Source organism: Arthrobacter sp. NQ7, from assembly GCF_029581595.2.
Taxonomy (GTDB): domain Bacteria; phylum Actinomycetota; class Actinomycetes; order Actinomycetales; family Micrococcaceae; genus Arthrobacter; species Arthrobacter phenanthrenivorans_B.
Genome location: NZ_JARFXU020000016.1, coordinates 79,047 through 103,776 on the forward strand (window position 1 = coordinate 79,047; position 24,730 = coordinate 103,776).

General features: G+C 68.0%; 31 protein-coding genes and 1 pseudogene. 13 read left to right on the forward strand and 19 right to left on the reverse strand.

From position 1 onward, the window contains the following. Positions 1 to 32 precede the first annotated feature (32 nt). The 6 genes from ilvD to PUN71_RS16135 all read left to right on the forward strand — a co-directional run bounded on the left by ilvD (position 33) and on the right by PUN71_RS16135 (position 6,385). Positions 33 to 1,892: a dihydroxy-acid dehydratase gene (ilvD, locus tag PUN71_RS16110; RefSeq protein ID WP_043455506.1), complete on the forward strand. Its 1,860-nt coding sequence runs from the start codon at positions 33 to 35 to the stop codon at positions 1,890 to 1,892. 103 nt (positions 1,893 to 1,995) lie between these two features. Further along, positions 1,996 to 2,769 (forward strand): hypothetical protein, encoded by a 774-nt coding sequence (locus PUN71_RS16115; RefSeq protein ID WP_277799236.1) that lies wholly within the window; start codon positions 1,996 to 1,998, stop codon positions 2,767 to 2,769. 121 nt (positions 2,770 to 2,890) lie between these two features. Then, complete coding sequence (locus tag PUN71_RS16120) at positions 2,891 to 3,709, forward strand: oxygenase MpaB family protein (RefSeq protein ID WP_043455504.1); 819 nt, start codon at positions 2,891 to 2,893, stop codon at positions 3,707 to 3,709. Further along, complete coding sequence (locus PUN71_RS16125; RefSeq protein ID WP_277799237.1) at positions 3,702 to 4,619, forward strand: DUF817 domain-containing protein; 918 nt, start codon at positions 3,702 to 3,704, stop codon at positions 4,617 to 4,619. Before PUN71_RS16120 ends, PUN71_RS16125 begins: the two co-directional genes overlap by 8 nt. Positions 4,620 to 4,690: 71 nt before the next feature. Further along, a complete protein-coding gene (locus PUN71_RS16130) occupies positions 4,691 to 5,914 on the forward strand; it encodes an MFS transporter (protein ID WP_277799238.1) in 1,224 nt (407 codons plus the stop codon). A 75-nt stretch (positions 5,915 to 5,989) separates the two neighbouring features. Then, positions 5,990 to 6,385: a (R)-mandelonitrile lyase gene (locus PUN71_RS16135; protein WP_043455501.1), complete on the forward strand. Its 396-nt coding sequence runs from the start codon at positions 5,990 to 5,992 to the stop codon at positions 6,383 to 6,385. A gap of 76 nt (positions 6,386 to 6,461) precedes the next feature. On the opposite strand, the gene PUN71_RS16140 is transcribed toward PUN71_RS16135, so the two are convergent. The 6 genes from PUN71_RS16140 to PUN71_RS16165 form a co-directional block, all read right to left on the reverse strand. Next, on the reverse strand, positions 6,462 to 6,884 hold the full coding sequence (locus PUN71_RS16140; protein WP_043455499.1) for a universal stress protein: 423 nt from the start codon (positions 6,882 to 6,884) through the stop codon (positions 6,462 to 6,464). Positions 6,885 to 6,960: 76 nt separating this feature from the next. Next, complete coding sequence (locus PUN71_RS16145) at positions 6,961 to 8,328, reverse strand: LLM class flavin-dependent oxidoreductase (RefSeq protein WP_277799239.1); 1,368 nt, start codon at positions 8,326 to 8,328, stop codon at positions 6,961 to 6,963. A 22-nt stretch (positions 8,329 to 8,350) separates the two neighbouring features. Continuing rightward, positions 8,351 to 9,133, reverse strand: coding sequence for an ABC transporter ATP-binding protein (locus PUN71_RS16150; protein ID WP_277799240.1), 783 nt, complete (start codon positions 9,131 to 9,133; stop codon positions 8,351 to 8,353). Next, a complete protein-coding gene (locus tag PUN71_RS16155) occupies positions 9,109 to 9,975 on the reverse strand; it encodes an ABC transporter permease (protein ID WP_277799241.1) in 867 nt (288 codons plus the stop codon). Before PUN71_RS16155 ends, PUN71_RS16150 begins: the two co-directional genes overlap by 25 nt. Then, positions 9,972 to 11,090 (reverse strand): ABC transporter substrate-binding protein, encoded by a 1,119-nt coding sequence (locus PUN71_RS16160; protein WP_277799242.1) that lies wholly within the window; start codon positions 11,088 to 11,090, stop codon positions 9,972 to 9,974. Before PUN71_RS16160 ends, PUN71_RS16155 begins: the two co-directional genes overlap by 4 nt. 336 nt (positions 11,091 to 11,426) lie before the next feature. Further along, the gene (locus tag PUN71_RS16165) at positions 11,427 to 12,314 is read right to left on the reverse strand and encodes a helix-turn-helix transcriptional regulator (protein ID WP_277799243.1); all 888 of its coding nucleotides are present in this window, start codon (positions 12,312 to 12,314) and stop codon (positions 11,427 to 11,429) included. Positions 12,315 to 12,454: 140 nt separating this feature from the next. On the opposite strand from PUN71_RS16165, the gene PUN71_RS16170 reads away from it, so the two are divergent. Both PUN71_RS16170 and PUN71_RS16175 read left to right on the forward strand, forming a co-directional pair. Then, positions 12,455 to 13,471 (forward strand): zinc-dependent alcohol dehydrogenase family protein, encoded by a 1,017-nt coding sequence (locus PUN71_RS16170; protein WP_277799244.1) that lies wholly within the window; start codon positions 12,455 to 12,457, stop codon positions 13,469 to 13,471. Between the two features lie 152 nt (positions 13,472 to 13,623). Beyond that, on the forward strand, positions 13,624 to 14,664 hold the full coding sequence (locus PUN71_RS16175) for an NAD(P)-dependent alcohol dehydrogenase (RefSeq protein ID WP_043455486.1): 1,041 nt from the start codon (positions 13,624 to 13,626) through the stop codon (positions 14,662 to 14,664). A 107-nt stretch (positions 14,665 to 14,771) separates the two neighbouring features. Here the strand turns inward: PUN71_RS16175 and PUN71_RS16180 are convergent, their stop codons facing one another. The 11 genes from PUN71_RS16180 to PUN71_RS16230 all read right to left on the reverse strand — a co-directional run bounded on the left by PUN71_RS16180 (position 14,772) and on the right by PUN71_RS16230 (position 20,455). Continuing rightward, on the reverse strand, positions 14,772 to 15,809 hold the full coding sequence (locus tag PUN71_RS16180) for a nitronate monooxygenase (RefSeq protein ID WP_277799245.1): 1,038 nt from the start codon (positions 15,807 to 15,809) through the stop codon (positions 14,772 to 14,774). A gap of 130 nt (positions 15,810 to 15,939) precedes the next feature. Continuing rightward, on the reverse strand, positions 15,940 to 16,257 hold the full coding sequence (locus tag PUN71_RS16185) for a hypothetical protein (protein ID WP_277799246.1): 318 nt from the start codon (positions 16,255 to 16,257) through the stop codon (positions 15,940 to 15,942). Next, a complete protein-coding gene (locus tag PUN71_RS16190) occupies positions 16,254 to 16,835 on the reverse strand; it encodes an anti-sigma factor (protein WP_277799247.1) in 582 nt (193 codons plus the stop codon). The genes PUN71_RS16185 and PUN71_RS16190 overlap by 4 nt, the downstream gene beginning before the upstream one ends. Then, on the reverse strand, positions 16,832 to 17,413 hold the full coding sequence (locus tag PUN71_RS16195; protein WP_277799248.1) for an RNA polymerase sigma factor: 582 nt from the start codon (positions 17,411 to 17,413) through the stop codon (positions 16,832 to 16,834). The genes PUN71_RS16190 and PUN71_RS16195 overlap by 4 nt, the downstream gene beginning before the upstream one ends. A 99-nt stretch (positions 17,414 to 17,512) precedes the next feature. Then, on the reverse strand, positions 17,513 to 17,743 hold the full coding sequence (locus PUN71_RS16200; protein ID WP_277799249.1) for a CsbD family protein: 231 nt from the start codon (positions 17,741 to 17,743) through the stop codon (positions 17,513 to 17,515). Positions 17,744 to 17,776: 33 nt separating this feature from the next. Next, entirely contained in the window at positions 17,777 to 18,370 is a 594-nt protein-coding gene (locus PUN71_RS16205; protein ID WP_277799250.1) for a hypothetical protein, read from the reverse strand. Then, a complete protein-coding gene (locus PUN71_RS16210) occupies positions 18,367 to 18,969 on the reverse strand; it encodes a hypothetical protein (protein ID WP_277799251.1) in 603 nt (200 codons plus the stop codon). Before PUN71_RS16210 ends, PUN71_RS16205 begins: the two co-directional genes overlap by 4 nt. Next, on the reverse strand, positions 18,966 to 19,403 hold the full coding sequence (locus PUN71_RS16215; RefSeq protein WP_277799252.1) for a hypothetical protein: 438 nt from the start codon (positions 19,401 to 19,403) through the stop codon (positions 18,966 to 18,968). The genes PUN71_RS16210 and PUN71_RS16215 overlap by 4 nt, the downstream gene beginning before the upstream one ends. Further along, on the reverse strand, positions 19,400 to 19,591 hold the full coding sequence (locus tag PUN71_RS16220) for a hypothetical protein (RefSeq protein ID WP_277799253.1): 192 nt from the start codon (positions 19,589 to 19,591) through the stop codon (positions 19,400 to 19,402). The genes PUN71_RS16215 and PUN71_RS16220 overlap by 4 nt, the downstream gene beginning before the upstream one ends. Further along, a complete protein-coding gene (locus tag PUN71_RS16225; RefSeq protein ID WP_277799254.1) occupies positions 19,588 to 20,067 on the reverse strand; it encodes an Asp23/Gls24 family envelope stress response protein in 480 nt (159 codons plus the stop codon). The genes PUN71_RS16220 and PUN71_RS16225 overlap by 4 nt, the downstream gene beginning before the upstream one ends. 193 nt (positions 20,068 to 20,260) lie before the next feature. Beyond that, positions 20,261 to 20,455, reverse strand: a complete 195-nt coding sequence (locus PUN71_RS16230) for a hypothetical protein (protein WP_043455457.1) — start codon at positions 20,453 to 20,455, stop codon at positions 20,261 to 20,263. Positions 20,456 to 20,850: 395 nt separating this feature from the next. On the opposite strand from PUN71_RS16230, the gene PUN71_RS16235 reads away from it, so the two are divergent. Next, complete coding sequence (locus tag PUN71_RS16235) at positions 20,851 to 21,585, forward strand: GAF and ANTAR domain-containing protein (protein WP_277799255.1); 735 nt, start codon at positions 20,851 to 20,853, stop codon at positions 21,583 to 21,585. Here the strand turns inward: PUN71_RS16235 and PUN71_RS16240 are convergent. Then, positions 21,582 to 22,328 carry a type 1 glutamine amidotransferase family protein gene (locus PUN71_RS16240; protein ID WP_277799256.1) on the reverse strand — a complete coding sequence of 249 codons (747 nt, stop codon included), beginning with the start codon at positions 22,326 to 22,328 and terminating at the stop codon, positions 21,582 to 21,584. The genes PUN71_RS16235 and PUN71_RS16240 overlap by 4 nt on opposite strands. Before the next feature lie 90 nt (positions 22,329 to 22,418). Between PUN71_RS16240 and PUN71_RS16245 the strand changes: the two genes are divergently transcribed. The 3 genes from PUN71_RS16245 (at position 22,419) to PUN71_RS16255 (ending at position 24,006) form a co-directional block, all read left to right on the forward strand. Beyond that, on the forward strand, positions 22,419 to 22,751 hold the full coding sequence (locus PUN71_RS16245) for an ArsR/SmtB family transcription factor (protein ID WP_043455450.1): 333 nt from the start codon (positions 22,419 to 22,421) through the stop codon (positions 22,749 to 22,751). Between the two features lie 12 nt (positions 22,752 to 22,763). Then, the gene (locus PUN71_RS16250; RefSeq protein WP_277799257.1) at positions 22,764 to 23,261 is read left to right on the forward strand and encodes an SRPBCC family protein; all 498 of its coding nucleotides are present in this window, start codon (positions 22,764 to 22,766) and stop codon (positions 23,259 to 23,261) included. 151 nt (positions 23,262 to 23,412) lie between these two features. Next, positions 23,413 to 24,006 carry a DnaJ family domain-containing protein gene (locus tag PUN71_RS16255; protein ID WP_277799261.1) on the forward strand — a complete coding sequence of 198 codons (594 nt, stop codon included), beginning with the start codon at positions 23,413 to 23,415 and terminating at the stop codon, positions 24,004 to 24,006. On the opposite strand, the gene PUN71_RS16260 is transcribed toward PUN71_RS16255, so the two are convergent. Beyond that, entirely contained in the window at positions 24,003 to 24,227 is a 225-nt protein-coding gene (locus tag PUN71_RS16260) for a GNAT family N-acetyltransferase (RefSeq protein ID WP_349361818.1), read from the reverse strand. The two genes, PUN71_RS16255 and PUN71_RS16260, sit on opposite strands and share 4 nt — an antisense overlap. Before the next feature lie 95 nt (positions 24,228 to 24,322). Between PUN71_RS16260 and PUN71_RS16265 the strand changes: the two are divergent. Next, positions 24,323 to 24,730: pseudogene (locus PUN71_RS16265) on the forward strand (HNH endonuclease); the annotation flags it as partial.

The following is a 24,730-nucleotide window of genomic DNA, read 5'->3' on the forward strand; positions in this document are numbered from 1 at the left end:
GTCCGCGTCGCCCAGGCAAGAGGATGGTAAGCATGCCTGCACTCCGCTCTAAAACAGTCACCCATGGCCGCAACATGGCCGGCGCCCGCGCACTGCTGCGCGCTTCCGGCGTCGCCAACTCGGACATCGGCAAGCCGATCATCGCCGTCGCCAACTCCTTCACCGAATTCGTCCCGGGCCACACCCACCTTGCCCCGGTGGGCCGCATTGTCTCCGACGCGATCCTTGCCGCGGGCGCGGTGCCGCGCGAGTTCAACACCATCGCCGTGGATGACGGCATCGCCATGGGCCACAGCGGCATGCTCTACTCGCTGCCGTCCCGCGACCTGATCGCCGACTCCGTTGAGTACATGGTCAACGCCCACTGCGCCGACGCCCTGGTCTGCATCTCCAACTGCGACAAGATCACCCCCGGCATGCTCATGGCAGCCCTGCGCCTGAACATCCCCGTAGTCTTCGTCTCCGGCGGCCCCATGGAAGCCGGCCGCGTGACCCTGACCGACGGCTCCGTCCGCTCCCTGGACCTGGTCAACGCGATCGCCGACGCCGTGGACGAGTCCATCTCCGATGCGGACATCAACCTCATCGAAGAGAACGCCTGCCCCACCTGCGGTTCCTGCTCCGGCATGTTCACCGCCAACTCCATGAACTGCCTCACCGAGGCCATCGGCCTGTCCCTGCCGGGCAACGGCTCCGTGCTCGCCACCCACACCGCCCGCAAGGCGCTGTACGAAAAGGCCGGCGCCACCGTCGTCGAGCTGGTGAAGCGCTATTACGACGGCGACGACGAGTCGGTGCTGCCGCGCTCCATCGCCACGGCGAAGGCTTTCGACAATGCCATGGCGCTGGACATCTCCATGGGCGGCTCCACCAACACCATCCTGCACCTGCTGGCCGCAGCCCAGGAGGCCGGCGTGGACTATGGCCTGGCCGAGATGGACGCCAAGTCCCGCCAGGTGCCCTGCCTGGCCAAAGTGGCCCCGAACGTGGCCAAGGACAAGACCTACTACATGGAGGATGTGCACCGTGCCGGCGGCATCCCCGCCTTGCTGGGCGAGCTGAACCGCGGCGGCCTCCTGCACAAGGATGTCCACTCGGTGCACTCCGCCGACCTTGACGGCTGGCTGGACGACTGGGACATCCGCGGCGGCAAGGCCACTGAGGAAGCACAGGCCCTGTGGCACGCTGCCCCCGGCGGCGTCCGCTCCTCCACCGCGTTCTCCCAGTCGAACGAGTGGACCTCCCTGGACACCGATGCCGCGGAAGGGTGCATCCGGTCCGTGGAGCATGCCTACTCCAAGGACGGCGGCCTGGCCGTGCTCCGCGGCAACATTGCCGTCGACGGCGCCGTGGTGAAGACCGCGGGCGTGGACGAGTCCATCTGGACCTTCTCGGGCCCCGCCGTGGTGTGCGAGTCCCAGGACGAAGCCGTGGAAAAGATCCTGAACAAGCAGGTCAAGGAGGGCGACGTGGTGGTCATCCGCTACGAGGGCCCCAAGGGCGGTCCGGGCATGCAGGAGATGCTCTACCCGACGTCGTTCCTCAAGGGCCGCGGCCTGGGCAAGAAGTGCGCCCTCATCACTGACGGCCGCTTCTCCGGCGGCACCTCCGGCCTGTCCATCGGGCACATCTCCCCGGAGGCTGCCTCCGGCGGTGCCATCGCCCTGGTGGAGGACGGCGACGTCATCAGCATCAACATCAGCCAGCGCTCCATGCAGTTGGAGGTTTCCGACGAGATCCTGGCCGAACGCCGGGAGAAGCTGCTGGTCAACGGCGGGTACAAGCCGAAGGACCGGGACCGCCAGGTGTCCGCCGCGCTGCGTGCCTACGCCGCCATGGCCACGTCCGCGGACAAGGGTGCCGTCCGGGACGTGTCCCTCCTGGAGCGCTGACCCTGCAGTCCCGGCGGGGGAGGGAACAGGTCCATTGGCCCTCCTCCGCCCGGGCCGGGCGGGCCACACTTGAAGGGTCATCGTCGGACCCGGGGAGTGTGTGGTGCGCAGCTTCTTCAAGGCACGTCCTGCATGGTCTGTTGCAGTAGTGCTGCTGTCCGCGGCCTTCCTGGCCGGGTGCACACCGCAGCAGGGAACCGGGCAGCCGGCGCCGTCGTCCTCCGGGACCGCCACGGCACCAATGACCCCCACACCCACCCCGCCGCCGTCGCAGGTTCCGTCGCCGTCGCCGGCGCCGGCGACGGAAGCCGGCAATCCCGCGGCGGCATGGACAACCTTTACGACGGCGGACGGCACCATGGCGTTCGATCTTCCGTCCGCCTGGCGCGTCAAAGACCCGGCGGGGGAACTGGCCGAAGGCGGCGGGGCATTCGCAGAGGTCAGGAACCAGGCCGGGAAGGTGATGGCCACGCTGCGGACCAACATGGCCACCGGCTCCACGTGCACCGAGAGGTACCCATACGACATCCTGGACGCCGCGGACATTCCGGTGCTGGTCCAGGACGGCGTGGTGCCGCAGTTCGTCTTCGAAACCCGCAAAAACGCCGCTGCGCCGGGCACCTACCGCACCCCGGCGGCCGGGTACGGGATCACGTCCGGCCCCGCCGCAAGCGGTCCCGATGCCTGCCCCATCTTCCAGTTCTTCCGGTGGCCGCCGAACGCGGCGATGTTCGGCGCCTCCTACGATCCGGGAAACAATGCGACGCCCGGCGACCCCTCGCTGCCCTACCTTGACCTGGCGAAGAAGTACCGGGACACGGCGGAGTATGCGGACATCCGAAGGATGATCACCTCGCTGCGGCCGGCAAACCGCTAGCAGGGCAGCGGGTCCGTTGCGCCCCACGTCAACGGACCAGCCCCACATCAACGGGCCAGCCCCATGTCAACGGGCCAAAGGTCCGGTCCCCTCGGTCCGGTGGTGACGGTACCCTGTTTCCATGGTGCAGGACATTTCCGATTACCGGGCGGAAGGCATCCTGCTTGCGGGGGCAGGGCGTGCCATTTTGCTGCAGCTTGCCAATCCCGCCATTGGCCGGGGCGTTGCCGACCACAGCACATTCACTGAGCGGCCCGTCAACAGGCTCAAGGGCACCCTGACCTATGTCTACGCGGTCGTCTACGGAAACGAGGCTCAGGTCAATGAGGTCCGCCGCAGGGTCAACCGGGCGCACGTGCCGGTGCACCGCGCGGCAGACAAGGCCTCTGCCGGTTACAGCGCCTTCGACCCGGCACTGCAGCTCTGGGTGGTGGCCACCCTTTACGACACCGCGCTTACGATCATCGAAAAAATCTACGGCCCGCTTGACGACGCCGCTGCGGACGCCATGTACCAGGACTACGCGCGGATCGGCACCTCACTGCAGCTTCCCGCGGGCATGTGGCCGAAGGACCGGGCGGCTTTTGAAGGCTACTGGGCAGAGCACCTCCAGGGGCTCCGCGCGGAGTATGCCGGAGTTCGCGTGGCCCGGGGCCTGCTGTTTCCCAAGCACACGGCGCTGTGGTACCGCGCCATCATCCCGCCGGCGAGGTTCCTGACGGCCGGGCTGCTTCCGGAGCCCTTGCGCCAGGACTTCGGCCTCCCGTGGAGCGACCGGCACGAGCGCCGCTTCAACCGCACGTTCCGCATCCTTGCCGCCACCTATCCCAGGCTGCCGCAGGGCATCAGGTACTGGTTCAAGGATTACTGCCTGCGGGAACTCGACAGGGACCTGAAGCGGAACGGCCAGCCAAGCAAGCGTCAGGGGATCAGTGCGTAATTCGACACCAGTGGAGCAACGGATCGATGAACGCGCCCACCGCTTCCTGGCCACGGCGCCTGTCAACGGGGCCAAGGCAAGGCTCACCGAGTTCGTCGTGTTCGGCCTCAAGCAGGGATGGGCCTGCATTTTCGGGGCAGCCCTGCTGGCCGTGCTGATGGCGGCGAGGCTGTGGTACCCGGACAACTCCGGCCTGGCGCGCAACGACTTCCTGACGGTTGCCGCCGTTGCCATCCAAATCCTGATGGTGGCGTTCAAGCTGGAAACCCTGCGGGAACTGCGCGTCATTGTCCTGTTCCACGCGGTGGGAACCGTGATGGAGCTGTTCAAGACGGACATGGGCTCCTGGTCCTACGAAGCGGAAGGCGTGCTGCGGATCGGTGCCGTGCCGCTCTTCAGCGGGTTCATGTACGCCGCAGTGGGCTCGTACATGGTGCGGGTCTACCGGCTGTTCGACCTGAAGTTCGCCGCCTACCCGCGCCGCTGGATCACCGCTGTCCTTGCCGCGGCGATCTACGCCAACTTCTTTACCCACCACTACATCTGGGACCTGCGCTGGGTGCTGCTGGCCGCCGTCGTGATTGTCTACGGCCGCTGTGTGATGCACTTCCGCGTGTTCCGCCGCCGCTTCCGGATGCCGCTGGTGGCCTCTTTCCTGCTGGTGGCGCTGTTCATCTGGCTCGCCGAGAACATTGCCACCTGGTCCGGTGCCTGGCTCTACCCCAGCCAGATGGCCGGCTGGCACCCGGTGGGCCTGGAGAAACTGGTGGCGTGGTTCCTGCTCATGATCATTTCCGTGGTGCTGGTGGCGTGGGTCTACAAGCCACAGCCGCCGGAAGCAGGCGGGACCGAGGTCCGGCACCTTCGCCAGGACCAGCCGCCCGCAGCTCTAAAGCAGGGGACGGCATAAAGGGGGGTCTGGCAAAACCCGTTACATCAGGGCCCTCGCTAGGGTTGGGGGCGGCCGGTTGAATGGAAGCCATGGCCCCCGAAACCCCCGTCATCAAAACCAGCCGGCAACATACAGCCTCCCCCGAACGGCATCCGGCCCACTGGGGCGGCGTATTCGCGATGTCCCTGTGTGTCTTCGCGCTGATTGCCTCGGAGTTCATGCCGGTCAGCCTGCTCACGCCGATGGCCACCGAACTCCAGGTCTCCGGGGGAATGATCGGGCAGGGCATCGCGGTCTCCGGCGTCTTCGCCGTGCTGACCAGCCTGTCCGTCTCCACCCTGGCCGGCAGCATGAACCGCAGGACACTCCTGTTGGGCCTGACGGCACTGATGGCGGTCTCGGGGGCATTGGTGGCAACCGCCCCCGGATACCTGCTGTTCATGGTGGGCCGTGCCCTAATCGGCGTGGTCATCGGCGGGTTCTGGTCCATGTCGGCAGCCACCGCCATGCGGCTGGTGCCCGCGCACCAGGTGCCGCGCGCCCTGGCGGTCTTCAACGGCGGCAATGCCCTCGCCACAGTCCTGGCTGCACCGCTGGGAAGCTACCTTGGCTCCGTCATCGGCTGGCGGGGCGCATTCTTTTGCCTGGTGCCCATCGCGGTGCTTGCCTTGGCCTGGCAGTGGATCAACCTCCCGTCGATGACGGTGGAGAAGCGCACGTCCGCCAACGTCCTCGGGATTTTCGTCTGGCTCAGGAGCCGGCCGGTCGCGTTGGGCATGGCCGCCTGCGGCTCCTTCTTCATGGGCCAGTTTGTCCTGTTCACCTACATCCGCCCGTTCCTGGAGACGGTGACCCGCGTGGACGTCGCCACGGTCTCCCTTGTCCTGCTGGTGATCGGCGCGGCGGGATTTATGGGAACGCTGCTGATTGGCCGGTTCCTCGGAAAGGGCCTTTACCGGACGCTGGCCGCGATTCCGGTGCTGATGGCGGTCATCGCCGCGGCCCTCGTTCCCGCCGGCGGCTGGCTTGCCGCCGTCGTGGTTTTGCTCGGCCTGTGGGGCCTGATGTCCACGGCCGCACCCGTTGGCTGGTGGAGCTGGCTGGCGGAGGCAATGCCCCACGACGCCGAAGCCGGCGGCGGGCTGATGGTGGCGGTGGTCCAGACGTCCATCGCCCTCGGGTCAACGCTCGGTGGGGTTCTGTTCGACTCTTCGGGCTACCAGGCCACGTTCCTGGCCGCCGCAGGCATCCTCTGCATCGCCGCTGTCCTGTCAGTCCTGACCTCCCGGGCAACGCCCCGCGCCGGCACCTAGAGCCCGGCCCCTTAGCCCCGCCACTTGGATCCGCACCACCCAGACCCCTACACCAACCCACACCAGGAGGACATGATGAAGTACACCGAGAGCGGCGGCCAGACAGCAGCCGGACCGCAGGAATGGTTCACCGGAGCGGTGCAGATTGACGGCATCCGCAACCCGGACGGGCAGTCAGCCATCGGCTGCGCGCACGTCCGGTTCGCCCCCGGCGCCCGCACCGCCTGGCACCACCATCCCAAGGGCCAGACCCTCTACGTCACCGACGGAATCGGGCTGGTGGCCCGGCGCGGCGGGGCGGTCCAGGAGATCCGCCCCGGCGACGTTGTCTACATTGAGCCCGGTGAGGAGCACTGGCACGGTGCCACCCCGGACCGCTTCATGGCGCACGTGGCCATGCAGGAGGCCGACGCGGACGGCCAGGTGGTCACCTGGCTGGATCACGTCACCGACGAAGAGTACCGGGCCTGACCTGGCCCGAACAGGAAGAGCGGACGACGGCGGGAGTCCCGCCGCCGTCCGCTCCTTGCTTTTGCGGGCAGCCAGGTCAGTCGTCGTAGGTGTTCGCGATGTAGACATCGCACGGCGCGTTGTGCGCCACGCTGTTGGCGACGCTTCCCAACAGCCGGCCGATCCCGCGCATCCTGCGGTTGCCCACCACGATCAGCCGGGCATCCAGGCGGATGGCTTCCTTGATCAGGGAGTCGGCGGGCTTGCCGCGGGCAGCGAAATGCGTGACCTGCACGCCCGGCCGGGACCTGGCCAGGTCCTTCGCCACGATCTCAGAGCTGTCCGCATTGGAGATCCTGACCTTGTCCGAACCCACGCCGAAGGTTTCAGCCGTTTCGGTTTCGAAAGCGGTCACCACATGGAGCGAGGCTCCCAGCGACTCCGCCAGGCCCAAGGCAACTTCCGCAGCCTTCCGTGCCGACGGGCTGGCGTCCACACCTACAACTACTACTCCACTCATCCTGTCGCTCCTTCATGTCGTCCTGGCAACAATGTCCATCTGCCAGTCTAGGGAGTACCCGCCCGGAGCCCCGGTATCACACAGCTGCCGCCGGAACCCGTCCTGCCTCCGCCGCGTACCGGTTGGCCGGCCGCGCCAGCCCGTAGTGCTCCCGCAGCGTCCGGCCCGTGTACTCAGTGCGGAACAGGCCGCGTGACTGCAGGATGGGCACCACCTGGTCCACGAACGCCTCCAGCCCGGAGGGGAGCACCGGCGGCATGATGTTGAAGCCGTCCGCGGCGCCGCCGTCGAACCATTCCTGGATGGCGTCCGCCACCTGCACCGGTGTGCCGGTGAAGGTCCGGTGCCCGCGCCCGCCGCCCAGCCGCCCGATGAGCTGCCGCACTGTCAGCTGCTCCCGGCGGGCCAGTTGCACGATCAGCGTGTAACGGCTCTTGGCGCCCTCAATCTCGTCCTCGCTCGGCAGGTTCTCCGGCAGCTGCCGGTCCAGCGGCAGGTCATCGGGGTCCACCCGAAGGGTTTTGGCCAGCTGGATCCGCGCGTACTCGGGCTTGATGAGCCGGTCCAGTTCGCGCTCCAGCTCCAGCGCCTCATCCTCTGTGGAGCCGATGACCGGAACGATGCCCGGCAGGATCTTGATGGCCTCGGGGTCCCGTCCGGCCGCAGCGGTGCGCGCCTTGAGGTCGCGGTAGAAGTCCTGCGCATCGGCCAGGGTCTGGTGGGCGGTGAAGACGGCGTCGGCGTAGCGCGCCGCCAGCTCCTTGCCGTCCTCGGATGAACCCGCCTGGACGATCAGCGGGTGGCCCTGCGGGGACCGGGGCACATTGAGCGGCCCGCGTACCTTGAAGTGCCTGCCCTCGTGGTCGATGGTGCGGATCCTGTCCTCATCGCCCCACACGCCCGCTGCCTTGTCCGCCAGTACGGCGTCGTCCTGCCAGCTGTCCCACAGCTTCTGCGCCACCTCGATGAACTCGGCGGCACGCTCGTACCGGACGGCGTGGGCGGGCTGGTCGTCCACCCCGAAGTTGCGGGCAGCATCCGGGCCGGCCGTGGTCACCACGTTCCAGCCCGCACGCCCGCCGCTGGCCCAGTCCACGGACGCGAAGCGGCGGGCCAGGTTGAAGGGTTCGTTGTAGGTGGTGGAGGCGGTGGCGATCAGGCCGATGCGTTCGGTGGCACCTGCGATGGCCGTGAGCAGCACGGTGGGCTCCAGCTTGCCGGCGGGCCGGCGGCCCACTTCGCCGAACAGGACGGGTGAGTCGGCGAAGAAGATCGAGTCCAGCTTGCCGCGTTCGGCGGTGCGGGCCAGCTGCTGGTAGTGCTCCACCTTGCTGCCGGCGTGCGGGTCGCTTTCCGGCAGCCGCCAGGACGCTTCATGGTGGCCTGTGCTCATGAGGAAGGCGTTGAGGTGGAGTTGGCGGCGGGACGGGTGCTTCGATGTCATGACGTGCTCCTTGCAGGTTGGGTTAAAGGCCGACGGCGGCCGGTTCGGTAGTGTGGGCGGCCTCGACGCCCAGCGCAGCGAGGAGGTCACGGCGCAGGGATTCGTGGCCGGCGGCATCGGTGGACGTGCGAATCTCCGGTGCCACCCGGCGGATGGTGGCGATACGGCCGCGGTCCAGGACCACGATCCGGTCCGCCAGGGCGATGGCCTCGTCCACGTCGTGCGTGACAAGCAGGACGGCTGGCCGGTGGGCGGCCACCAGGTCCTGGAGCAGCCCGTGCATCCTAATCCGGGTCAGCGCGTCCAGGGCTCCGAAGGGCTCGTCGGCCAGCAGCAGCTGCGGTTCGCGGACCAGGGAACGGGCCAGGGCCACGCGCTGCTGTTCGCCGCCGGAGAGCTGGTGCGGCCACGCCTTTTCACGCCCGGCGAGGCCCACCTCGGCGAGTGCGCTGCGTGCCTTGCTTGCGGCGTCGTGCTCCCTCAGGCCCAGGGTGACGTTGCCCAGCACGGTGTCCCACGGCAGCAGCCGCGAGTCCTGGAACACCACGGACACGCGCTCCGGGACACTGACCACACCGCTGCCGCGGACCTCGTGGTCCAGCCCGGCGAGGGCGCGCAGCAGCGTGCTTTTGCCGCAGCCGCTGGGGCCCAGCAGCGCCACGAACTCGCCGGCAGCCATGTCCAGGTCCACGCCGTCCAGGACGGTCTTGGTGCCGAAGCTGCGCACCAGCTGCCGGACGGACACGGCGGAAGGGGCGGTTGGTGCGGGTTCGACGGCGGTCAGCCCGCCAGGGTGCGCTGCCATGAGAGGGCCTTTCGTTCGATGAAGCGGACGATTGCGTCGGAGAGCAGGCCGAGGATGCCGTAGACGGCGAGGCCCAGGACGATGATGTTGGTCTGGCCGTAGGTGCGGGCGAGCTCCATCATGTAGCCGATGCCGCTGGTGGCGTTGATCTGCTCCACCACCACCAGGGACACCCAGGCGCCGGTAACCGCGAAGCGCAGGCCCAGGAAGAACCCGGGCAGCGCTCCGGGGAGCACCACCTTGCGGATAAAGGCCGCCCGGCCCAGTCCCACGGTCTGGGCCAGTTCCACGAAGCGCAGGTCGATGCCGCGCAGGCCCGCGTGGGTTTGCAGGTAGACGGGGACAAAGACGCCCAGGGTGATGGTGAGGACCTTTATGGTTTCATCGATGCCGAACCAGAGGATCAGCAGCGGGATCAGGGCCAGTCCGGGGATGGCCCGCTTGATCTGCACGGGTCCGTCGATCAGTGCCTCGCCCACCCGGCTCAGCCCGGACAGGAGGGCCAGCACGGCGCCCACCAGCGTTCCGAAGAACAGGCCCAGGCCGGCCCGCTGGGCGGAGATGGCCAGGTTCTCCTGGAGCCGGCCGTCCGCGACCAGCTCACCGGCGGTGGCCACTACGGTCCACGGCTCGGACAGGATCCGCGGGTCCAGGAGCCCTGTTGCGGAAGAGGCTGACCAGAGCAGCAGCAGGGCCGACGGGCCCACCCAGGCGAGCCGCCGCCGTCGTCCGGGCCCCAGCCTTTTCGCTGTGGGGCGCACGTCCTGCCGCACGTCCCGCCGCGGAGGGGCTGCCTGGTCCTGGTGCGGGGCCGGTGCTGTCCGGTCCAGTACGGCGCTCATGCTGCACCTGCCTGTCCTGCGGAAGCGAACGCGGTGCCGGCGATGGCCTCGAACCTGGTGTCGTACAGGTCCGCGGCCTTCAGCTGCGGCTTCTTTTGTTCACGGGCCAGCAGGTCGATGGTTTCCTGGTGCCGGGCGATGGCCTCTGTCCAGGAGATGGGGAGGTCGCGTTTCCCGGTGGCGTCGATCAGGTATTGGCCGTCCTCACGGGACAGGCCCTGGTCCTTGACGTAGTAGCCCTCCAGCCATTCGGCGGGGTGGTCCTCGATCCAGCGCTGCGCCCTGCCCCAGATTTTGGCGTAGGCGGCCAGGGCGGAGGCCTTCGCGGGATCGGCCAGGACTTTGGCGGGCGAGTAGAGGAGGCTGGGGTCATCGCGCAGCCCGTGGCGGAGGGTGGTGGCGCCGTCGGCTTTGTACTTGGCCAGGTAGCGCTTGATCTGGACGCCACCCAGCGGAGCCGCGTCCACCTGCTTGCCGGCCAGTGCCGTGGCGTAGGCGTCCCCGGTGCTGGGCAGTTCCACGAGCTTAACGTCGTCCTGCGTGAGCCCGGCCTTTTCCAGGATCCGCAGAACCAGTGCGCCCTGCGCCTGGCCCGGGCTGTAGGCCACCTTCCGGCCGCGCAGGCCACCGAGCGTGTTGATGCCCGTTCCGGGGGCGATGCCGAGCTCGTAGATGGGGTGGTTCACCGCGTCCTGCCGGTAGCCGGCGGCAATGATGCGGACGTCGAGTCCGGTCCACGTGGCGTGGATGGGCGGAATGTCTGCCACGGACCCGACGTCAAGGGCGTTGGCGCGGAAGGCCTCGGTGGTTTGCGGGCCGCCGGAGATATTGGCGAACTCCACGGTGAAGCCCTCCAGTTCCCTGGCCAGGCCGGACAGTTCTAAGGCCACCTTGATGCTCGGATCCCCCACGGTGATGGTGGTTCCGGCGGGGACGGCGGTGGCGAGGGGTTCAAGGGCGCCCTGGCTGATGCGTCCGCCGCCTGCCGTGGCGGTGCCGCCGCAGGCCGAGAGTAAACCGGCGGCCGGGAGTGCGAGGAGGGCGGCCAGCGCGCGGCGGCGGGTGAACGCGGGGAGCCCGCGGCTGGGGGTGGGCGGTGGTGCCGGGAAGGACATGGTGTTCCTTTCAGGAAGAATCCGGGGACGACGACGGCACCCGGGGGAGTGCGCCGGGTGGCGTTGGGGAAGATGGTTGGGTCCGCCATGGGCGGCGGGATGCGGAGCTGTTTCGGCTGGTGCGTACGGCCTGGCCGGTGCCGTGGAAACACCTAAACACGCCTTCAGGGGCGTTGGCCAGCACCGCGCAATGCACGCTCAACGCGGGGAAACGGCGCTACATCTGGCGCCACGGACGGGTCAAAACAGGCAACCCGGCGCCATGAACCGCAACCTGGGTTCAGGGGACCGCAACGGGCGTTAATGTGACGGGACGCCCGTCCTGCCGGCGGGATCCTAGGCGCGGACCTGGCCCTGCGCCATGTCCGCGATCTTTTCGGTGGCCGCCCAGGAGGCCAGCAGCTTAAGGCCCTCCTCCGAGGGGCTCCCGGGTGTGGCGGGGTAGACGGTGAGGGTGTGCCCGGGGTCCTCCTCCAGGCCCAGGACCTGGTAGTTCAGTTCGAGCAGGCCCACCACGGGGTGCTGGAAGAACTTGGTCCCGGCGTAGTGGCGGCGGACGTTGTGTGCGGCCCACAGGGTTCGGAATTCGTCGCTGCGCATGGACAGTTCACCGATGAGTTCGGCGATGCCCTTGTCGTGCGGGTTCCGGCCCGCTTCGCGGCGGAGGATGGCGACGTTGGTGTTGGCGGCCCGGTCCCAGTCCGTGTAGAAGTTGTGGGCACGCGGGTCAAGGAAGATGAACCGGGAGTGGTTGGCCGGCCGCGACGGGTTGCGGTACAGGTCCGAGTACAGGGCGTAGCCCAGGGTATTGGCGGCCACGATGTCCATCCGGTTGTTGCCGATGAATGCCGGCGCTTCGGTGATGGCGTCCAGGAGGTACTGCAGCTCCGGCCGCACGCCCGCGGGGGCGGCCGCGGCGGCAGCCCGCTTGCGGCCCGAGGTGTTGGCGGCACGGGCCAGGTCGTAGAGGTGGTCGTGCTCGGCGCGGTCCAGGTCCAGCGCCCCCGCGATCGCGTCCAGGACACTGTCCGAGACGCCACTGAGGTTTCCCCGTTCCAGCCTGGTGTAGTAGTCCACGCTGACGCCGGCCAGGCGGGCAACTTCCTCGCGCCGGAGGCCGGGCACGCGGCGCCGCCCACCGTACGGTTCGATGCCTGCCTGCTCCGGGGTGATGCGCCCACGGCGTGAGGACAGGAACTGCCGGACCTCGGCTCGGTTATCCATACGGAACACGTTACGGCCATTGGCCTTGCCCTAAGGAGGTTCTGCCGGAACCAGTTACGCCAGGGCCCTCGCTAAGGACGGCAGGGACGGGTTTGATAGGGATGTCCGCTTTCCGCATTTCACCCCAGGGAGGACCCATCATGCGCGCCACCATCCTGCACGCCCCCGGAGACGTCCGCGTCGAGGACCGTGACAAGCCGGCCATCCGGCAGTCCACGGATGCGGTCATCAAGCTCGTTGCCGCCTGCGTTTGCGGTTCGGACCTGTGGCCCTACCGCGGCGCGGACAAAGTCTCCAGGCCTTCGCCGATGGGCCACGAGTACGTGGGGATCGTGGAAGAAGTGGGTGCCGACGTCAAGACGGTCCAACCGGGCCAGTTCGTGGTGGGGTCCTTCTTCGCCTCGGACAACACCTGCGAGATCTGCCGCTCGGGCTACCAGAGTGGCTGCGTGCACCGGCAGGGCGTGGGCGGCGCCCAGGCCGAGTACATGCGCGTCCCGCTGGCCGATGGCACCCTGGTTGCCACCCCGGAGATGCCCGACGACGGTATGGTTCCGTCGCTGCTGGCAGCCTCCGACGTCCTGGGCACCGGATGGTTCGCCGCCAAGGCGGCCGAGGTGGGACCGGGCAAGACCGTGGCGGTGGTGGGCGACGGCGCCGTGGGGCTGTTGGGGGTCCTGGCAGCACAGCAGATGGGCGCCGATTGGATCATTGCCATGTCCCGGCACGCCGACCGGCAGGCCCTGGCCCGTGAATTCGGTGCCACCGACATTGTTGAAGAGCGCGGCGACGCGGGTGTGAAGAAAATCAAGGAGCTCACGGGCGGCCTCGGCGCACACTCCGTCATCGAAGCCGTCGGCACGCAGGAATCCATGCTGCAGGCCATCCACGCCACCCGAGCCGGAGGCCACGTCGGATTTGTGGGCGTGTCCCACGATGTGGCGCTGCCCGGCCGCGACCTGTTCTACTCGCACGTCCACCTGCATGGCGGTCCCGCTCCGGTCCGCCAGTACCTCCCCGAGTTGATTGACCTGATCCTGCGCGGAGAGATCAATCCCGGAAAGGTCTTCGACCTCGAGCTTCCCCTGGAGCAGGCCCCTGAGGCATACAAGGCCATGGATGAGCGGCGCGCCATCAAGGTGCTGCTCCGCCCGTAACGCCCGCCGCCGGCGTGGCCACAGCAGCGCGGCAAGGGTAGGACTGCCAAGACCAGGTACAGCAGGGCCACGCTGGACCAGCCTTTTCCGGGGTTTGCTCCGAACAACCCCGGTAGCATTTTTGTTATCCCCCAACAGATCAGAGGAGAACCATGACTACCGTCAAGGCTTATGCATCCCCGTCCGCCACGGAGGACCTGGTGTCAACCACCATTGAGCGCCGCGAGGTGGGTCCGCACGATGTCATGATCGAGATCAAGTTCGCCGGCATCTGCCACTCGGACATCCACACGGTCCGCGGCGACTGGGGCCCCCAGCAGTACCCGCTGGTCCCCGGCCACGAAATCGCCGGCATCGTCACCGAGGTTGGCGCCGGGGTGACCAAGCACAAAGTAGGCGACCGCGTCGGCGTTGGCTGCATGGTCAACTCCTGCAAGGAGTGCGACAACTGCCGGAAGGGCGAGGAGCAGTACTGCCTCAAGGGCAATGTGGGAACCTACGGCGCCGTTGACCGCGATGGCACCATCACCCAGGGCGGCTACTCCACCCATGTGGTGGTCACCGAAGACTTCGTGGTGACCATTCCCGAAGGCATCGAGCTCGATGTCGCCGCGCCGCTGCTGTGCGCCGGCATCACCACCTACTCCCCGCTGCGCCACTGGGGCGCGGGCCCCGGCAAGAAGGTTGCCGTGGTGGGCCTGGGCGGACTGGGCCACATGGCCGTCAAGCTGGCGCACGCCATGGGCGCCGAGGTCACGGTCCTGTCGCAGTCGCTGAAGAAGCAGGAAGACGGGCTGAAGCTGGGCGCCGACCACTACTTCGCCACGAGCGACGAGAACACCTTCGCCGAACTGGCAGGCACCTTCGACCTGATCATCAACACGGTCAGCGCGTCCATCGACATCAGCTCCTACCTTGGCCTGCTGAAGCTCGACGGCGCCCTGGTTAACGTTGGTGCCCCCGCGGAGCCGCTTCCCGTCAACGCCTTCGCACTGATCGGCGGACGCCGTTCCTTCGCCGGTTCCATGATCGGCGGCATCCGTGAAACCCAGGAGATGCTGGACTTCTGCGCCGAGCACCACCTGGGCGCCGAGATCGAGGTCATCCCGGCAGAGAAGATCAACGAGGCCTACGAGCGCGTCCTCGCATCGGACGTCCGGTACCGCTTCGTGATCGACACCGCCACCCTCTAAAGCACCACCCACGCGACGGCGGCCCGGCTCCCTCAAGGGGGCCGGGCCGCCGTCGGGCTTTAAGACGCAGGGTGACCTATCAGAAGCGGACGCCGACGGGCCGGGCCTTACGGCCGGAGGCTTGCCACAATTGCCGCGGCCGGGCCTTCCGCAGCGTTCCGGTAGTTGATGCCGGCCCACAGGTTCAGCCAGTCCGGGTCCCCTGCCGCCGCTGCCGCGGCACGCAGGGGAGTGGTGAGGTGGTGGATTTCCGGGTAGCCGTAAGGTGCCTCCCCGTCGTGGCGGCGCATGAATTCGTTGTTGAGGCCGCGGGCGTTGCGGCCCGAGAAGGCGCGGGTCACGCCGGTGGTGGGGAAACGTTCCGGCGACGATAAGGCGGCCCGGTGCGCAGGCTTGGTCCCTGCCTCGTCCGCGCGGAGGAAGGCCGTTCCGGCCTGCACGGCCGCGGCACCGACGGCCAGCGCCGCCCGGGTGTGCTCTGCTGTGGCAATTCCGCCCGCTGCGATGAGCGGAACCTCCAGGTCTGAGAGGCTTTCAAGGATCCCATGCAGGGGAACCTCGGGCGGCGGCGCAGCAGCGGCGAACGTTCCCCGGTGGCCCCCGGCTTCCGGGCCCTGGACACACAGGGCGTCGGCACCTGCGGCAAGGGCCCGCAGTGCTTCGTCACGCGACGTCACCGTGGCAATGACGTATACCCCGCGGTGCTGCAAGGCCTCCACCACGCTCGACGGGGGGAAATCGAAAGTGAACGACACCACCGCCGGCGCCAGTTCCAGCAGGACCTCGAGCTTGGTATCCCAGTCGTCATCGTCATGCCGCGGCTCGCCCAGGCTGACGCCGAACCGCTCCGCGTCGGCGGCCAGCGACCCGGCATACCGCTGCAGGGCGTCGGGCTTGAGAACAGAGGGCTGGGGAACGAAGAGGTTGACGCCGAAGGGCTGGTCCGTGAGCGACGTGAGCTTCTGCATGTCGGTCCGCATCGCCGTCGCCGTCTTGTAGCCGGCGGCGAGGAACCCCAGGCCCCCGGCGGCGCAGACCGCGGCCGCGAGCTCCGGGGTGGAGGGCCCGCCGGCCATCGGGGCCTGGATGACCGGTATTTTTAGGTCGTCCAAGTGAAAACGGGTTGTTTGACGTTCGGTTCCCATGTGCCCTTCCCGGTGGTCCGCACCTGCACCTACCTGACGAATGCTACGCCGGTCGGCGGCGGGCTGGCCGCGGAGGCATGCGGGCGCGCGACCAGGTCAGGACCGGGAGCAGGTCAGGACCGGGACCAGGTCAGGACGCGGGGGCGATGCGGACTGCGGTGACCTTGACCGCCATATCCGCCCTGCCCAGGTGGTTTCGCACCGCGGCTGCCACCGCCCGCACAACGTCCGGGGTCCGGGCATCGGAGCTGACGCCGATGCGGACCACGGCTTCGAGGCGGCCGCCGTCCGTCCGGAGGTCGACCCCCGGTTCGTCCACCGTTCCGGCACTGTTGCCGTGCAGCAGGGCCGCCGCCTTCCCGGGCAGGCGCTGCAGCAGGTGCCGGGCAGGGAAGACATCCGTGACGCCGTCGACTGCCAGGATGGCGTTCTTCAGGTCTTCGGTCACTGGTCCTCCCGGGGAGCGTCGATGACATCGGTAATGGTGATGTCGATCGTGGTGATGTTCAACTCGGTATGGCGGGCCAGTGCCTCGGCCAGCTCCTGCCGCAGGGCAGCCGCGCCGGCCATCAGGGGATGGCCGAACAGGACCGCCAGGTCCAGACGGACAGCCACCGGGGCAGCCGGGACGGTGACATCTCCCTCCAGCCGCACTTTGCCGGCCACGGTGCCGGGCAGGCTGTCCGTTACGGAGCGGACCAGGGCGACGACCGAGCCTTCTGTTTCGGTGAGCGTGTCTGCTGGATGGTCCGACTGCAGCGGGATGGTCCGTCCGGGCCGCAGCTCCAGCGCCAGGCTCGCCAGGATGTCCTTCATCCAGTCGTCCGGGCCGCTGCCGGCCTCTGCCACGTCACTGGCATACAGCTCGTTGCCGGCAGCCGTGAGCCGCCGGAGCGAATCGAGGCCGGCACGGCACTCCGGGCAGGACTCAAGGTGGGGTGGATCGGCGAATTCGCCGGTGTCCAGGTAGAGGCTCAGCTCCTCGAGCGTGTGGCCGCACTCAAACGTGTCGTGGGGCATGCTCATCGCCAATCTTCCATTTCGCGGACCAGTGTAATCCGGGCCCGGGCCAGCCGGCCCCGGACACTTGCCGGGCTGATGTTGAGGGTCTGGGCAATGTCGTCATAGCTTTGGCCATTGATCTCCTTCAGGATCCAGCACCGCCGCTGCTCTTCGGGCAGCGCGGCCAGTGCATTCTTCAGGGATTCAATGCCCGCGCCTGCCACCACTGCCGTTTCCGGTCCCGCGCCCGGCGACACCCTGTCGGCCGCCCCATCGTCCGGACCGGCCAGGCTGGTGTGGTTGCGGCGCCGGCGCAGCAGGTCGATGCTGCGGCTGCCGGTCAGCCTGAGCAGCCAGCCCTTGACGGCCGCGGGTTCGCGCACGGTGTCCAGCTGTTGCCATGCCTGGACCAACACTTCCTGGACCACGTCGTCGGCGTCCGCGTAGGAGCCGGTCAAGCGCCGGGCGGCTGCCCGCATGTGCGGGCCGTAGCGGCGGGCGAGGGCCTCGAACGCGGCCGTGTCGCCGTCGGACGCCCTGCCAACCAGGATGGCATCAGGGACCAGGTCCAACTGGTCCCGCACCAAGGGTGAACCTGTCACCGGATTCTGCTTTCACTATCGGCGCGAGCGCCTGGCGGACGGCGGGCGGGCCCGCGGACCGCCGGGGAGGCGGTGCGGGCCTGCCGCTGGGGAAACTGCCTACTCCTTGCGGAATCCCTCTGTGACCTTTGCGGCCGCGTCCTTGAGGTTGCTGCCGACGCCCTTGGCCGCGTCCAGGACCTTTCCGCCGGCTTCCTGCAGCTTTGCCTGGGCCTGGTCCCGCTGGCCCTCGCGCTCCAGTTCCCGGTTGCCGGTAAGCTTGCCGGCGCCCTCCTTAGCAGCACCGAGGTGGTTGGTGGCTGCGTTGTTGAGCTTGTCGTCGAGTCCCATGATGTTTCCTTTCCATCCGTTGGTGTTTCGTGCCTAACCGGCGCGGTGTGCGCCGGCCAGCCTTGTCCTGGTTCCATCCGCTATTCGGACCAGGACGGTGGTGCGATGGCCCAGCAACGCATCAATGCCGGCCACCAGTTCCTCTGCCAGGTCTGCGAGCTCGCGCGGGGAGGCACCTTTTCGGGCCTGCAGCGTGAGCCGGAGCGCCCCGGTGGTGGATCCTTTCGATCGGCGCCAGGCGGTCAGGGAACTTCCGGCGACGGCCCGGTTGCCTTTCACCGCTTCCTGGACTGCCGCGGCCAGGAACGAGACGTCCACGGCCGTGGTGCCTTGCCCGCCGTCGTCCTCCTGTGCGGCCACGCCGGTGCGGCCGCCGCCCTGGCGTGCCAGCCAAAAGATGCTTGCTGCCGCCCCCAAAAGCATCAGCACCGGCACGGCCAGCGCCCACCAGGTGCCCACGGGTTCGGGGGCCGGTGCCGTTGCGGCCAGGGACCGCCACTTCTCCAGCAGTGCATTGGCGGCGCTGCTCCATACCGCGCGGATGTCCGGCACCAGTCCGGCCGCCGCAGCAAGGGTTCCGGTGGCCAGCAGTGCCAGCCCGGAGAGGGCCAGCAGGATGCGGTTCATCGCCCTGTTGGTGTTGTTCGTCGGCCCACTGCCCCTTCCGCGTCAACCAGGACCTGGACTGCCACGTTTTTGCGGAGGCGGAGGGAGGCAACTTCTCCCGCGGCCGCCCCGCTGAGGACGTCGCGGTCCAGGGTGATGCCCGACGTCGGCCGGACGCGGACCAGCGCGCGGCTCCGGGTGATGGTGGTGCTCACCTGCTCCGGGGCCAGGCCGGCGGCCAGGCGAACCTGGCGTGAAACGGCGGCCGCTATGGCCTCGTCGTCGACCACCAGGGCGCTGCGGTCGCTGACCATGGGCCGGCGGTTACGCCGGCCGCCGGTGACCGCCGCGAGCAGCAGCCCGGCGCCTGCGAGGGCAAGGACGCACCCGCCGGCCGCCATGGCTGCCGGCATGACTGTCTCCGGCGCCCCTGCTGCGCGTGCCGCCAGCGTTCCGGGGGATGCCAGCAGGGCGTCGTGCCCCAGCAGCCGCAGGATACTTTCGGTGCCCAGCCACAGGCAGGCGGCCAGCACTGTCACCGCGGTCACGACCGACAGGCCCGCACGGGATGAGTGCGTTTCCCGGCGGATGATCCGGTTGTTGATCCTTGCCTGGTTCACGCCTTCCTCCTGTCCTGTTCGCCGTCGACGCGGGGTTCACTGGGGGAATGCCCTGCCCCGGCGAGGCGGATGCTGATACGGCCGCATTCCATTCCGGTGATGCGGCCACCCAGCAATGCGATCTGCCGGCGGGCTGTGCGTGCCCGCTCGAACACCGGCTCGAACAGCGCGGGCCGTTCCCTGTCCGGTGCGGCCATGTCCGGTGCGGCCCTGTCCACTGAGTCCGTGGGCACTGCGGCCCGCACCAGGAGCGGGGGAGCGGGCAACCGCACCAGGAGGTTGACCCCCAGCTTTCCCGCGTCGTCCTGGAGGGCGGCGGACACGTCGTTGCGGCGGACGCCGAACGCGTCTGCGGCCACCGCTTCCACGGCGTGCCGCAGGGCGGCGGGTGCCATCCGGGTGTGGCCCTGCCTGGCCGGCCCTAACCGGGTCATGCTGACGAGCGGCGGCCGCGCAGGGCGTCCAGGACCGCGGCCAGATCCAGGCGGCCTTCGGCTGCCCTGCCGAGGACGGCGCCGGTTCCCATGAACAGCGCCGTCAGCAGGAAGCCCCAAAAGCCGAACCCCAGGGCTGCGAGCGCCAGGACGGCCCCGGCGGCGGTGCCCGCTGTCACGGGGCTCATGCAACCCTCGGTTCGTGGGCGGCATCATCAGCGTCCTCGCCGTCGGAGGGGACATGGATGTCCGTGATGGTGATGTTCACCTCGGTGACCTCCATGCCCACCAGGTCCTCCACGGCCGTGTAAACGGCGTCGCGGGCGTTGTCCGCCACTTGCTGGAGCGGGTGCGGGTACTCCACCACCAGGGTTACGTCCACGGCCACCTGGGTCTGCCCCACCTCAACGCTCACGCCCTGGGTGAGGTCCTTCTGGCCTACTTTTTCGCGGAGGGTGCCCAGGGCACGGGCTGCGCCGCCGCCCAGGGCGTGGACGCCTTCGATCTCCTGGATGGCGATGCCGGCGATCTTGGCCACGACTCCGTCGGCGACAGTGGTGCGCCCGCGGCCGTCCTGGCCGTCCCTGCCGGAGAGTTCGTGGGCGGGGGCGGCAGCGGCCTTCTTCTGCTGAACCGTTGCGGGGGTTTGCGTCTGCGTGGTCATTCCGTCGCTCCTCTTTCTGTGGGCTTAGGGTGGGGGGCGCTTCGTGCGCCCTCACAGATAAAGACGCAAATACGGGGGAGAACCTCACGCAGGAATTAATGTGATTGCCGTCACTCCTGTTTCCGGGCAGCAAAAAGGCGCGTACGACGGCGGGTGGGACCCGCCGTCGTACGCGCCTTTGGTGCCTGGTTCCTTAGAGGGCCAGTGCCGGCTCTTCCCCGCGCACGCTCAGGGTGAAGGTGTTGGGTCCGCTGCAGGTGACGGCAACACGGCAGGTGGTGGTGTTGTGGCGGGCGGAAAGATCGGTGATGGCGGAATCAAGGGTCTCGTGGAGGGAGGCCCGGTCCCAGATCTTCAAGCTGACGGAATTGGTGGCATCGAACGTCATTATTCAACTTCCATTTCTTGCGTTGAACGGTCCGGACCCGGCCGGACCGCGCCCTCGGCTCTGAGGGCAAAAGGGTGGGAAAGCGCGTTCCCATATTTCAATCGTGCATGGCTGCCGGCTCAATGGCAACCTTTTGCAGCGGAATGTGAGCAACCGCACGCGGCGCTCCACATTCATCCTTTCCATGGTGCCCATACCGGCGATGGAGGCTCAACCGGATAGCAGCGATTTGCGCGTGAGACTCATCACGTCCTGCCGGCGGTCCTATTCGTCGAAGTACGTGCAGATCGTAGTTTCTCCCGAAATAATGGCAATGACTGCGCCGGGAGCCAGCGAGCGGAGGCGCCAAAGGCAACGGCACGCCAGGAGCTGCACCCCGCCAGTAAGATAAACCCATGCCCAGCTCTGCCGATAACGAGTCCGTTCAGCACCTGCAGGAGATCCTCGTAGGGGCCGAAAACGTGGTGGAATTCCTGTCCGGCCTTTCCGGCCTCGCAGCCGCCTCGGTATCAGAGGCGGCCGGTGACGACATCGAATGCGCCGTCACCCTGAAGCTGCGCCGGCGTCCCGCCACGGCGGCCGGCAGCAGTGCCCGCGCGGTCACGCTCGACCAGGTGGAGCAGGCCCTGGGTGACGGTCCCTGCATCCGTGCCCTCCGCGAGATGACCCCGGTGGTGATCGACGACGTCTCAACGGATCCGCGGTGGAAGACGTACAACCAGAAGCTCGCCGAGCACAACGTGCACAGCACCCTGGGCGTGCCGCTGGAAATCGCCCCAGAGGCAAGCGCCGCCCTGAACTTCTTTGCCACCAAGCCCCGCGCCTTCACCCCGGATGTCTATGACAAGGCGGTGGGTTTCGCTGCCGCCGCGCATAACACCCTGCACCTGTCCGTGCGGATCGACACAGCCCAGAACCGTGCCGAAGACCTCGAAGCCGCCCTTGAAAGCCGGACAGCCATCAACCTCGCCTGCGGCGTGATCATGGCCCAGAACCGGTGCTCCCAGGAGGAAGCGATGGAGATCCTGACCCGGGTTTCCAGCAACCGCAACCGCAAACTCCGGGACGTCGCCAGGGAACTGATCGAGCAGTTGTCAGGCAGCCCGGTCAGCACCCATTTCGACTCTTAGCCAGCCGGGGCTGTTTCAGTCCGGCGGCCGCACCGACACACGGCGCCGCCACTGGTACGGCGGATGTCCCAGCAGTTGCCGGTCCCGATCACCCCGTAGTCCTTATCGCCGGGCTGACCGAACACCACCGCGGTGTCTTCGTCGATGGCTACGGCCCACTCCACCAAACCTGCCGTTACGGCTCCCACGGCCCGGCTGAGCGTTCCTGCCTGGGCGGCGTGCACATCCACCGCGAACGGCACCAATCCCAACCCGTCGCGGACATCCACGCTGTCCAGGCCCTCGGAACACTCCTCGCCGCACACATCCACACCGTCAATCCGGTATCCGCCGACCAGCGCGCTGTGCGGGGCCAGCATGGCTCCCGCGGAGAACCCCAGATAGGGCGCTCCACCGCCAACCAGCCCGGAAATCGCGGACGCTGCCGGCCGGAGCCCTTCCCAGTAGGCAGGCGTAAGGCCGCCGCCCACCACCACGGCATCCACGCCGTCGAACGCGGCGGGGTCCGCGGGCCTGCCGTCGAGCAACGGGACAACGACAATGCCGCACTCGATCCTGGCATGCAGCGGTTCCGCGTACGCGGGAACGAGGTCCCGCGGGTCGCCGTCGCGCTGGTGGACGGCAACGGCGATGCGGGCCATTCGGTCCGCTCCAGAATGCTTACGGACTTCCTCGGCGAACCGGTCAAAGACGTGCGGGAAGGCTGCCGGATCCGGGCCTGACCCGGCAAGGAACATGCTCATGCGCTTCAAGATACCGGCCCGTAGCCGGGTATGGGCGAACGACAAAAAATACCTTGACCCCTGCCCACGGCAGGACTAACGTACAACCAAATGGTTGTAGAAAAACTGAGCGAGGCCGAATTGGACCGCCTCTTCCAGGCGTTCGCCGATACCACCAGGCGGGACATCGTCCGCCGGGTAACCGTTGGTGAGTACTCCGTTTCAGGCCTGGCCGCCCTCTACGCCATGAGCTTCGCCGCCGTCCAAAAGCATGTGGCGGTGTTGGAGCGCGCGTCATTGGTCACCAAGGAAAGGCGCGGAAGGGAGCAGATCGTGCGGGGCAATCACGATGGACTGCAAAAGGCCCGGCGGCTGCTCGACGACTATGAGCACATCTGGCGGCAGCGTGCCGCCAGGATGGCAGAAATCCTCGATGAAGGTTAGGAAGGCACCGCCATGGCAGTCATCAGTACGGACAAGAATCCGGAGGCACTGACCCTTACCCTGGTCGCCGAGTTCAACGCCGGCGTCGAACGTGTCTGGCAGCTGTGGGAGGACCCGCGGCAGCTGGAGCGCTGGTGGGGCCCTCCCGGCTGGCCCGCAACGTTCCACAAGGTCGACTTTGTTCCGGGCGGACGGGCGAGTTACTACATGACCGGCCCTGGCGGGGAGAAGGCCCACGGCTGGTGGGAGTTCACGGCAATCGAGCCCCCGCGCCGGCTGCAGTTCGATGATGGGTTTGCCGACAGCGACGGCAACCCCACGGGTGACCTGGGCACGGCGCACGCCACCGTCACCCTGGAACCCGCGGGGGAGCGGACACGCATGACCATCCTTTCCACTTTCGATTCGGAAGAGCAGATGGAGCAGGTCATGGCCATGGGCATGGAGGAGGGCCTGAAGCAGGCAGTCGGGCAGATCGACGGCATCCTCGCCGAGCACGCCAACGCCTGACTGGACGCTGACGCCAGCGACCTTTTACCTCGCCAGAGTGGGCTGTCGACGGCGGGATGTCCCGCCGTCGTCAGCTTTCCTGGCGTTGAACCTCCGGAGCCGCCGCTGAATACTGGAAGGTGGACGATGCCAAGGGAAGGCGGTGGCAGTGGTGAGCGGCGGGGCAGGGGACTTCCGGAAACGCCTGGAGCGGGCGGCCGAGGTCCGTTCATACCGCGGTGCCGGCATCAGCGCCGAGGAGGAAGCGGCGCTCGACGCCCTCGATGCCCAGGAACGGGAGAAGCGCAAGAAAGTCAGCGATGCCGCCCGCGCGGAATACCTGGTCCGCGACGCCATGGCGCAAGGCAAGTTCGACAACCTGAAGTACGCGGGCAAGCCAATCCCGGGCCTGGGCGAATCGTACGATCCCGACTGGTGGGTGAAGGGGCTGATCCAGCGGGAGAACATCAGCGGCCTGGGCCCGGCGGCTATCCTGCTCCGCACTGAGGACGCCGAACTCGACGCCAGGCTGGACACCCAGTACACCGAGCAGCAGGTCCGGGACATCCTGCAGGATTTCAACCGGCGGGTGATCGACGCCCGCCGCCAGCTCCAGGGTGGTCCACCGGTGATCACCAAGACCCGCGATGTGGAGGACGAGGTGGAACGCTGGCGCATGCGACGCGCCGCCCGGGTTGACGAGGCTCCACCCGAACCGGAGCCGGAGCGGTCCTGGTGGAAGCGGTTGTGGAAGGGGACGGGCTAGGTGGAAGGATCCGCCGCATCGAAGAGCGCCAGTCCGATCCTGCTGCAGACCCGCTGCGAGGCCGTGTTGGCCGGGGTGGTCACCGCCACCACCCTGGGCAGGCGACGTTCAAATGCGTAGTCGAGGACGGTTTGGGCTGCCTCGGTCGCGTAGCCGTTTCCCCGGTCGGCGGGGTGGAAGTGCCAGCCGATTTCCGTTTCGCCGGAGGGCTGCAGCGGCAGGACAGGGAAGGGGTGACGGTGGTTGGCGTTTCACGTTTTCCACATAGGGGTTTTGGGTGGCTGGGGTTGTCGGTGCCTGGTGGAAGACTTTGGTTATGGAAGCGGTTTTGGGGAGGGCTGCAGGGCTGGGGGCGGTGCGGTGTGCCGGGCCCTCCGCGGTTGATGGCGCTCCATTCCCGCCGGCCGCTGTACCTTCCGTTGGTGATGTCGTTGAGCTGTTGGCTCGTGTTCCTATGGCCGGCGATGATGCCGGGAGGATCGATCAGATCCGGGGGTTGGAGGACCTGAAATCGTTGGCCGCCGCCCGGCAGGCTGAGGCGAGCGTGGCTTTCGATCTGTCGCAGCGGCGGGAGCAGGCCGCGGCCGGGGTGCCTGTGGAGGAGCAGGGAGCCGGCGTCGCAGCGCAGATCGCGTTGGCGCGGCGGGAGTCTCCGAACCGTGGCTCCCGACTGCTGGGACTGGCCAGGGCTTTGACCGGGATGCCGCGCACCTTCGCCGCATTC

Excerpts from the sequence above, each read along its gene's own strand:
- ilvD (WP_043455506.1), top strand. The coding sequence starts at position 33 with ATGCCTGCACTCCGCTCTAAAACAGTCACCCATGGCCGCAACATGGCC.
- PUN71_RS16120 (WP_043455504.1), top strand. The coding sequence starts at position 2,891 with ATGGTGCAGGACATTTCCGATTACCGGGCGGAAGGCATCCTGCTTGCG.
- PUN71_RS16130 (WP_277799238.1), top strand. The coding sequence starts at position 4,691 with ATGGCCCCCGAAACCCCCGTCATCAAAACCAGCCGGCAACATACAGCC.
- PUN71_RS16135 (WP_043455501.1), top strand. The coding sequence starts at position 5,990 with ATGAAGTACACCGAGAGCGGCGGCCAGACAGCAGCCGGACCGCAGGAA.
- PUN71_RS16140 (WP_043455499.1), bottom strand. The coding sequence starts at position 6,884 with ATGAGTGGAGTAGTAGTTGTAGGTGTGGACGCCAGCCCGTCGGCACGG.
- PUN71_RS16145 (WP_277799239.1), bottom strand. The coding sequence starts at position 8,328 with ATGACATCGAAGCACCCGTCCCGCCGCCAACTCCACCTCAACGCCTTC.
- PUN71_RS16150 (WP_277799240.1), bottom strand. The coding sequence starts at position 9,133 with ATGGCAGCGCACCCTGGCGGGCTGACCGCCGTCGAACCCGCACCAACC.
- PUN71_RS16155 (WP_277799241.1), bottom strand. The coding sequence starts at position 9,975 with ATGAGCGCCGTACTGGACCGGACAGCACCGGCCCCGCACCAGGACCAG.
- PUN71_RS16160 (WP_277799242.1), bottom strand. The coding sequence starts at position 11,090 with ATGTCCTTCCCGGCACCACCGCCCACCCCCAGCCGCGGGCTCCCCGCG.
- PUN71_RS16165 (WP_277799243.1), bottom strand. The coding sequence starts at position 12,314 with ATGGATAACCGAGCCGAGGTCCGGCAGTTCCTGTCCTCACGCCGTGGG.
- PUN71_RS16170 (WP_277799244.1), top strand. The coding sequence starts at position 12,455 with ATGCGCGCCACCATCCTGCACGCCCCCGGAGACGTCCGCGTCGAGGAC.
- PUN71_RS16175 (WP_043455486.1), top strand. The coding sequence starts at position 13,624 with ATGACTACCGTCAAGGCTTATGCATCCCCGTCCGCCACGGAGGACCTG.
- PUN71_RS16180 (WP_277799245.1), bottom strand. The coding sequence starts at position 15,809 with ATGGGAACCGAACGTCAAACAACCCGTTTTCACTTGGACGACCTAAAA.
- PUN71_RS16190 (WP_277799247.1), bottom strand. The coding sequence starts at position 16,835 with ATGAGCATGCCCCACGACACGTTTGAGTGCGGCCACACGCTCGAGGAG.
- PUN71_RS16200 (WP_277799249.1), bottom strand. The coding sequence starts at position 17,743 with ATGGGACTCGACGACAAGCTCAACAACGCAGCCACCAACCACCTCGGT.
- PUN71_RS16205 (WP_277799250.1), bottom strand. The coding sequence starts at position 18,370 with ATGAACCGCATCCTGCTGGCCCTCTCCGGGCTGGCACTGCTGGCCACC.
- PUN71_RS16215 (WP_277799252.1), bottom strand. The coding sequence starts at position 19,403 with ATGACCCGGTTAGGGCCGGCCAGGCAGGGCCACACCCGGATGGCACCC.
- PUN71_RS16220 (WP_277799253.1), bottom strand. The coding sequence starts at position 19,591 with ATGAGCCCCGTGACAGCGGGCACCGCCGCCGGGGCCGTCCTGGCGCTC.
- PUN71_RS16225 (WP_277799254.1), bottom strand. The coding sequence starts at position 20,067 with ATGACCACGCAGACGCAAACCCCCGCAACGGTTCAGCAGAAGAAGGCC.
- PUN71_RS16230 (WP_043455457.1), bottom strand. The coding sequence starts at position 20,455 with ATGACGTTCGATGCCACCAATTCCGTCAGCTTGAAGATCTGGGACCGG.
- PUN71_RS16235 (WP_277799255.1), top strand. The coding sequence starts at position 20,851 with ATGCCCAGCTCTGCCGATAACGAGTCCGTTCAGCACCTGCAGGAGATC.
- PUN71_RS16240 (WP_277799256.1), bottom strand. The coding sequence starts at position 22,328 with ATGAGCATGTTCCTTGCCGGGTCAGGCCCGGATCCGGCAGCCTTCCCG.
- PUN71_RS16245 (WP_043455450.1), top strand. The coding sequence starts at position 22,419 with ATGGTTGTAGAAAAACTGAGCGAGGCCGAATTGGACCGCCTCTTCCAG.
- PUN71_RS16250 (WP_277799257.1), top strand. The coding sequence starts at position 22,764 with ATGGCAGTCATCAGTACGGACAAGAATCCGGAGGCACTGACCCTTACC.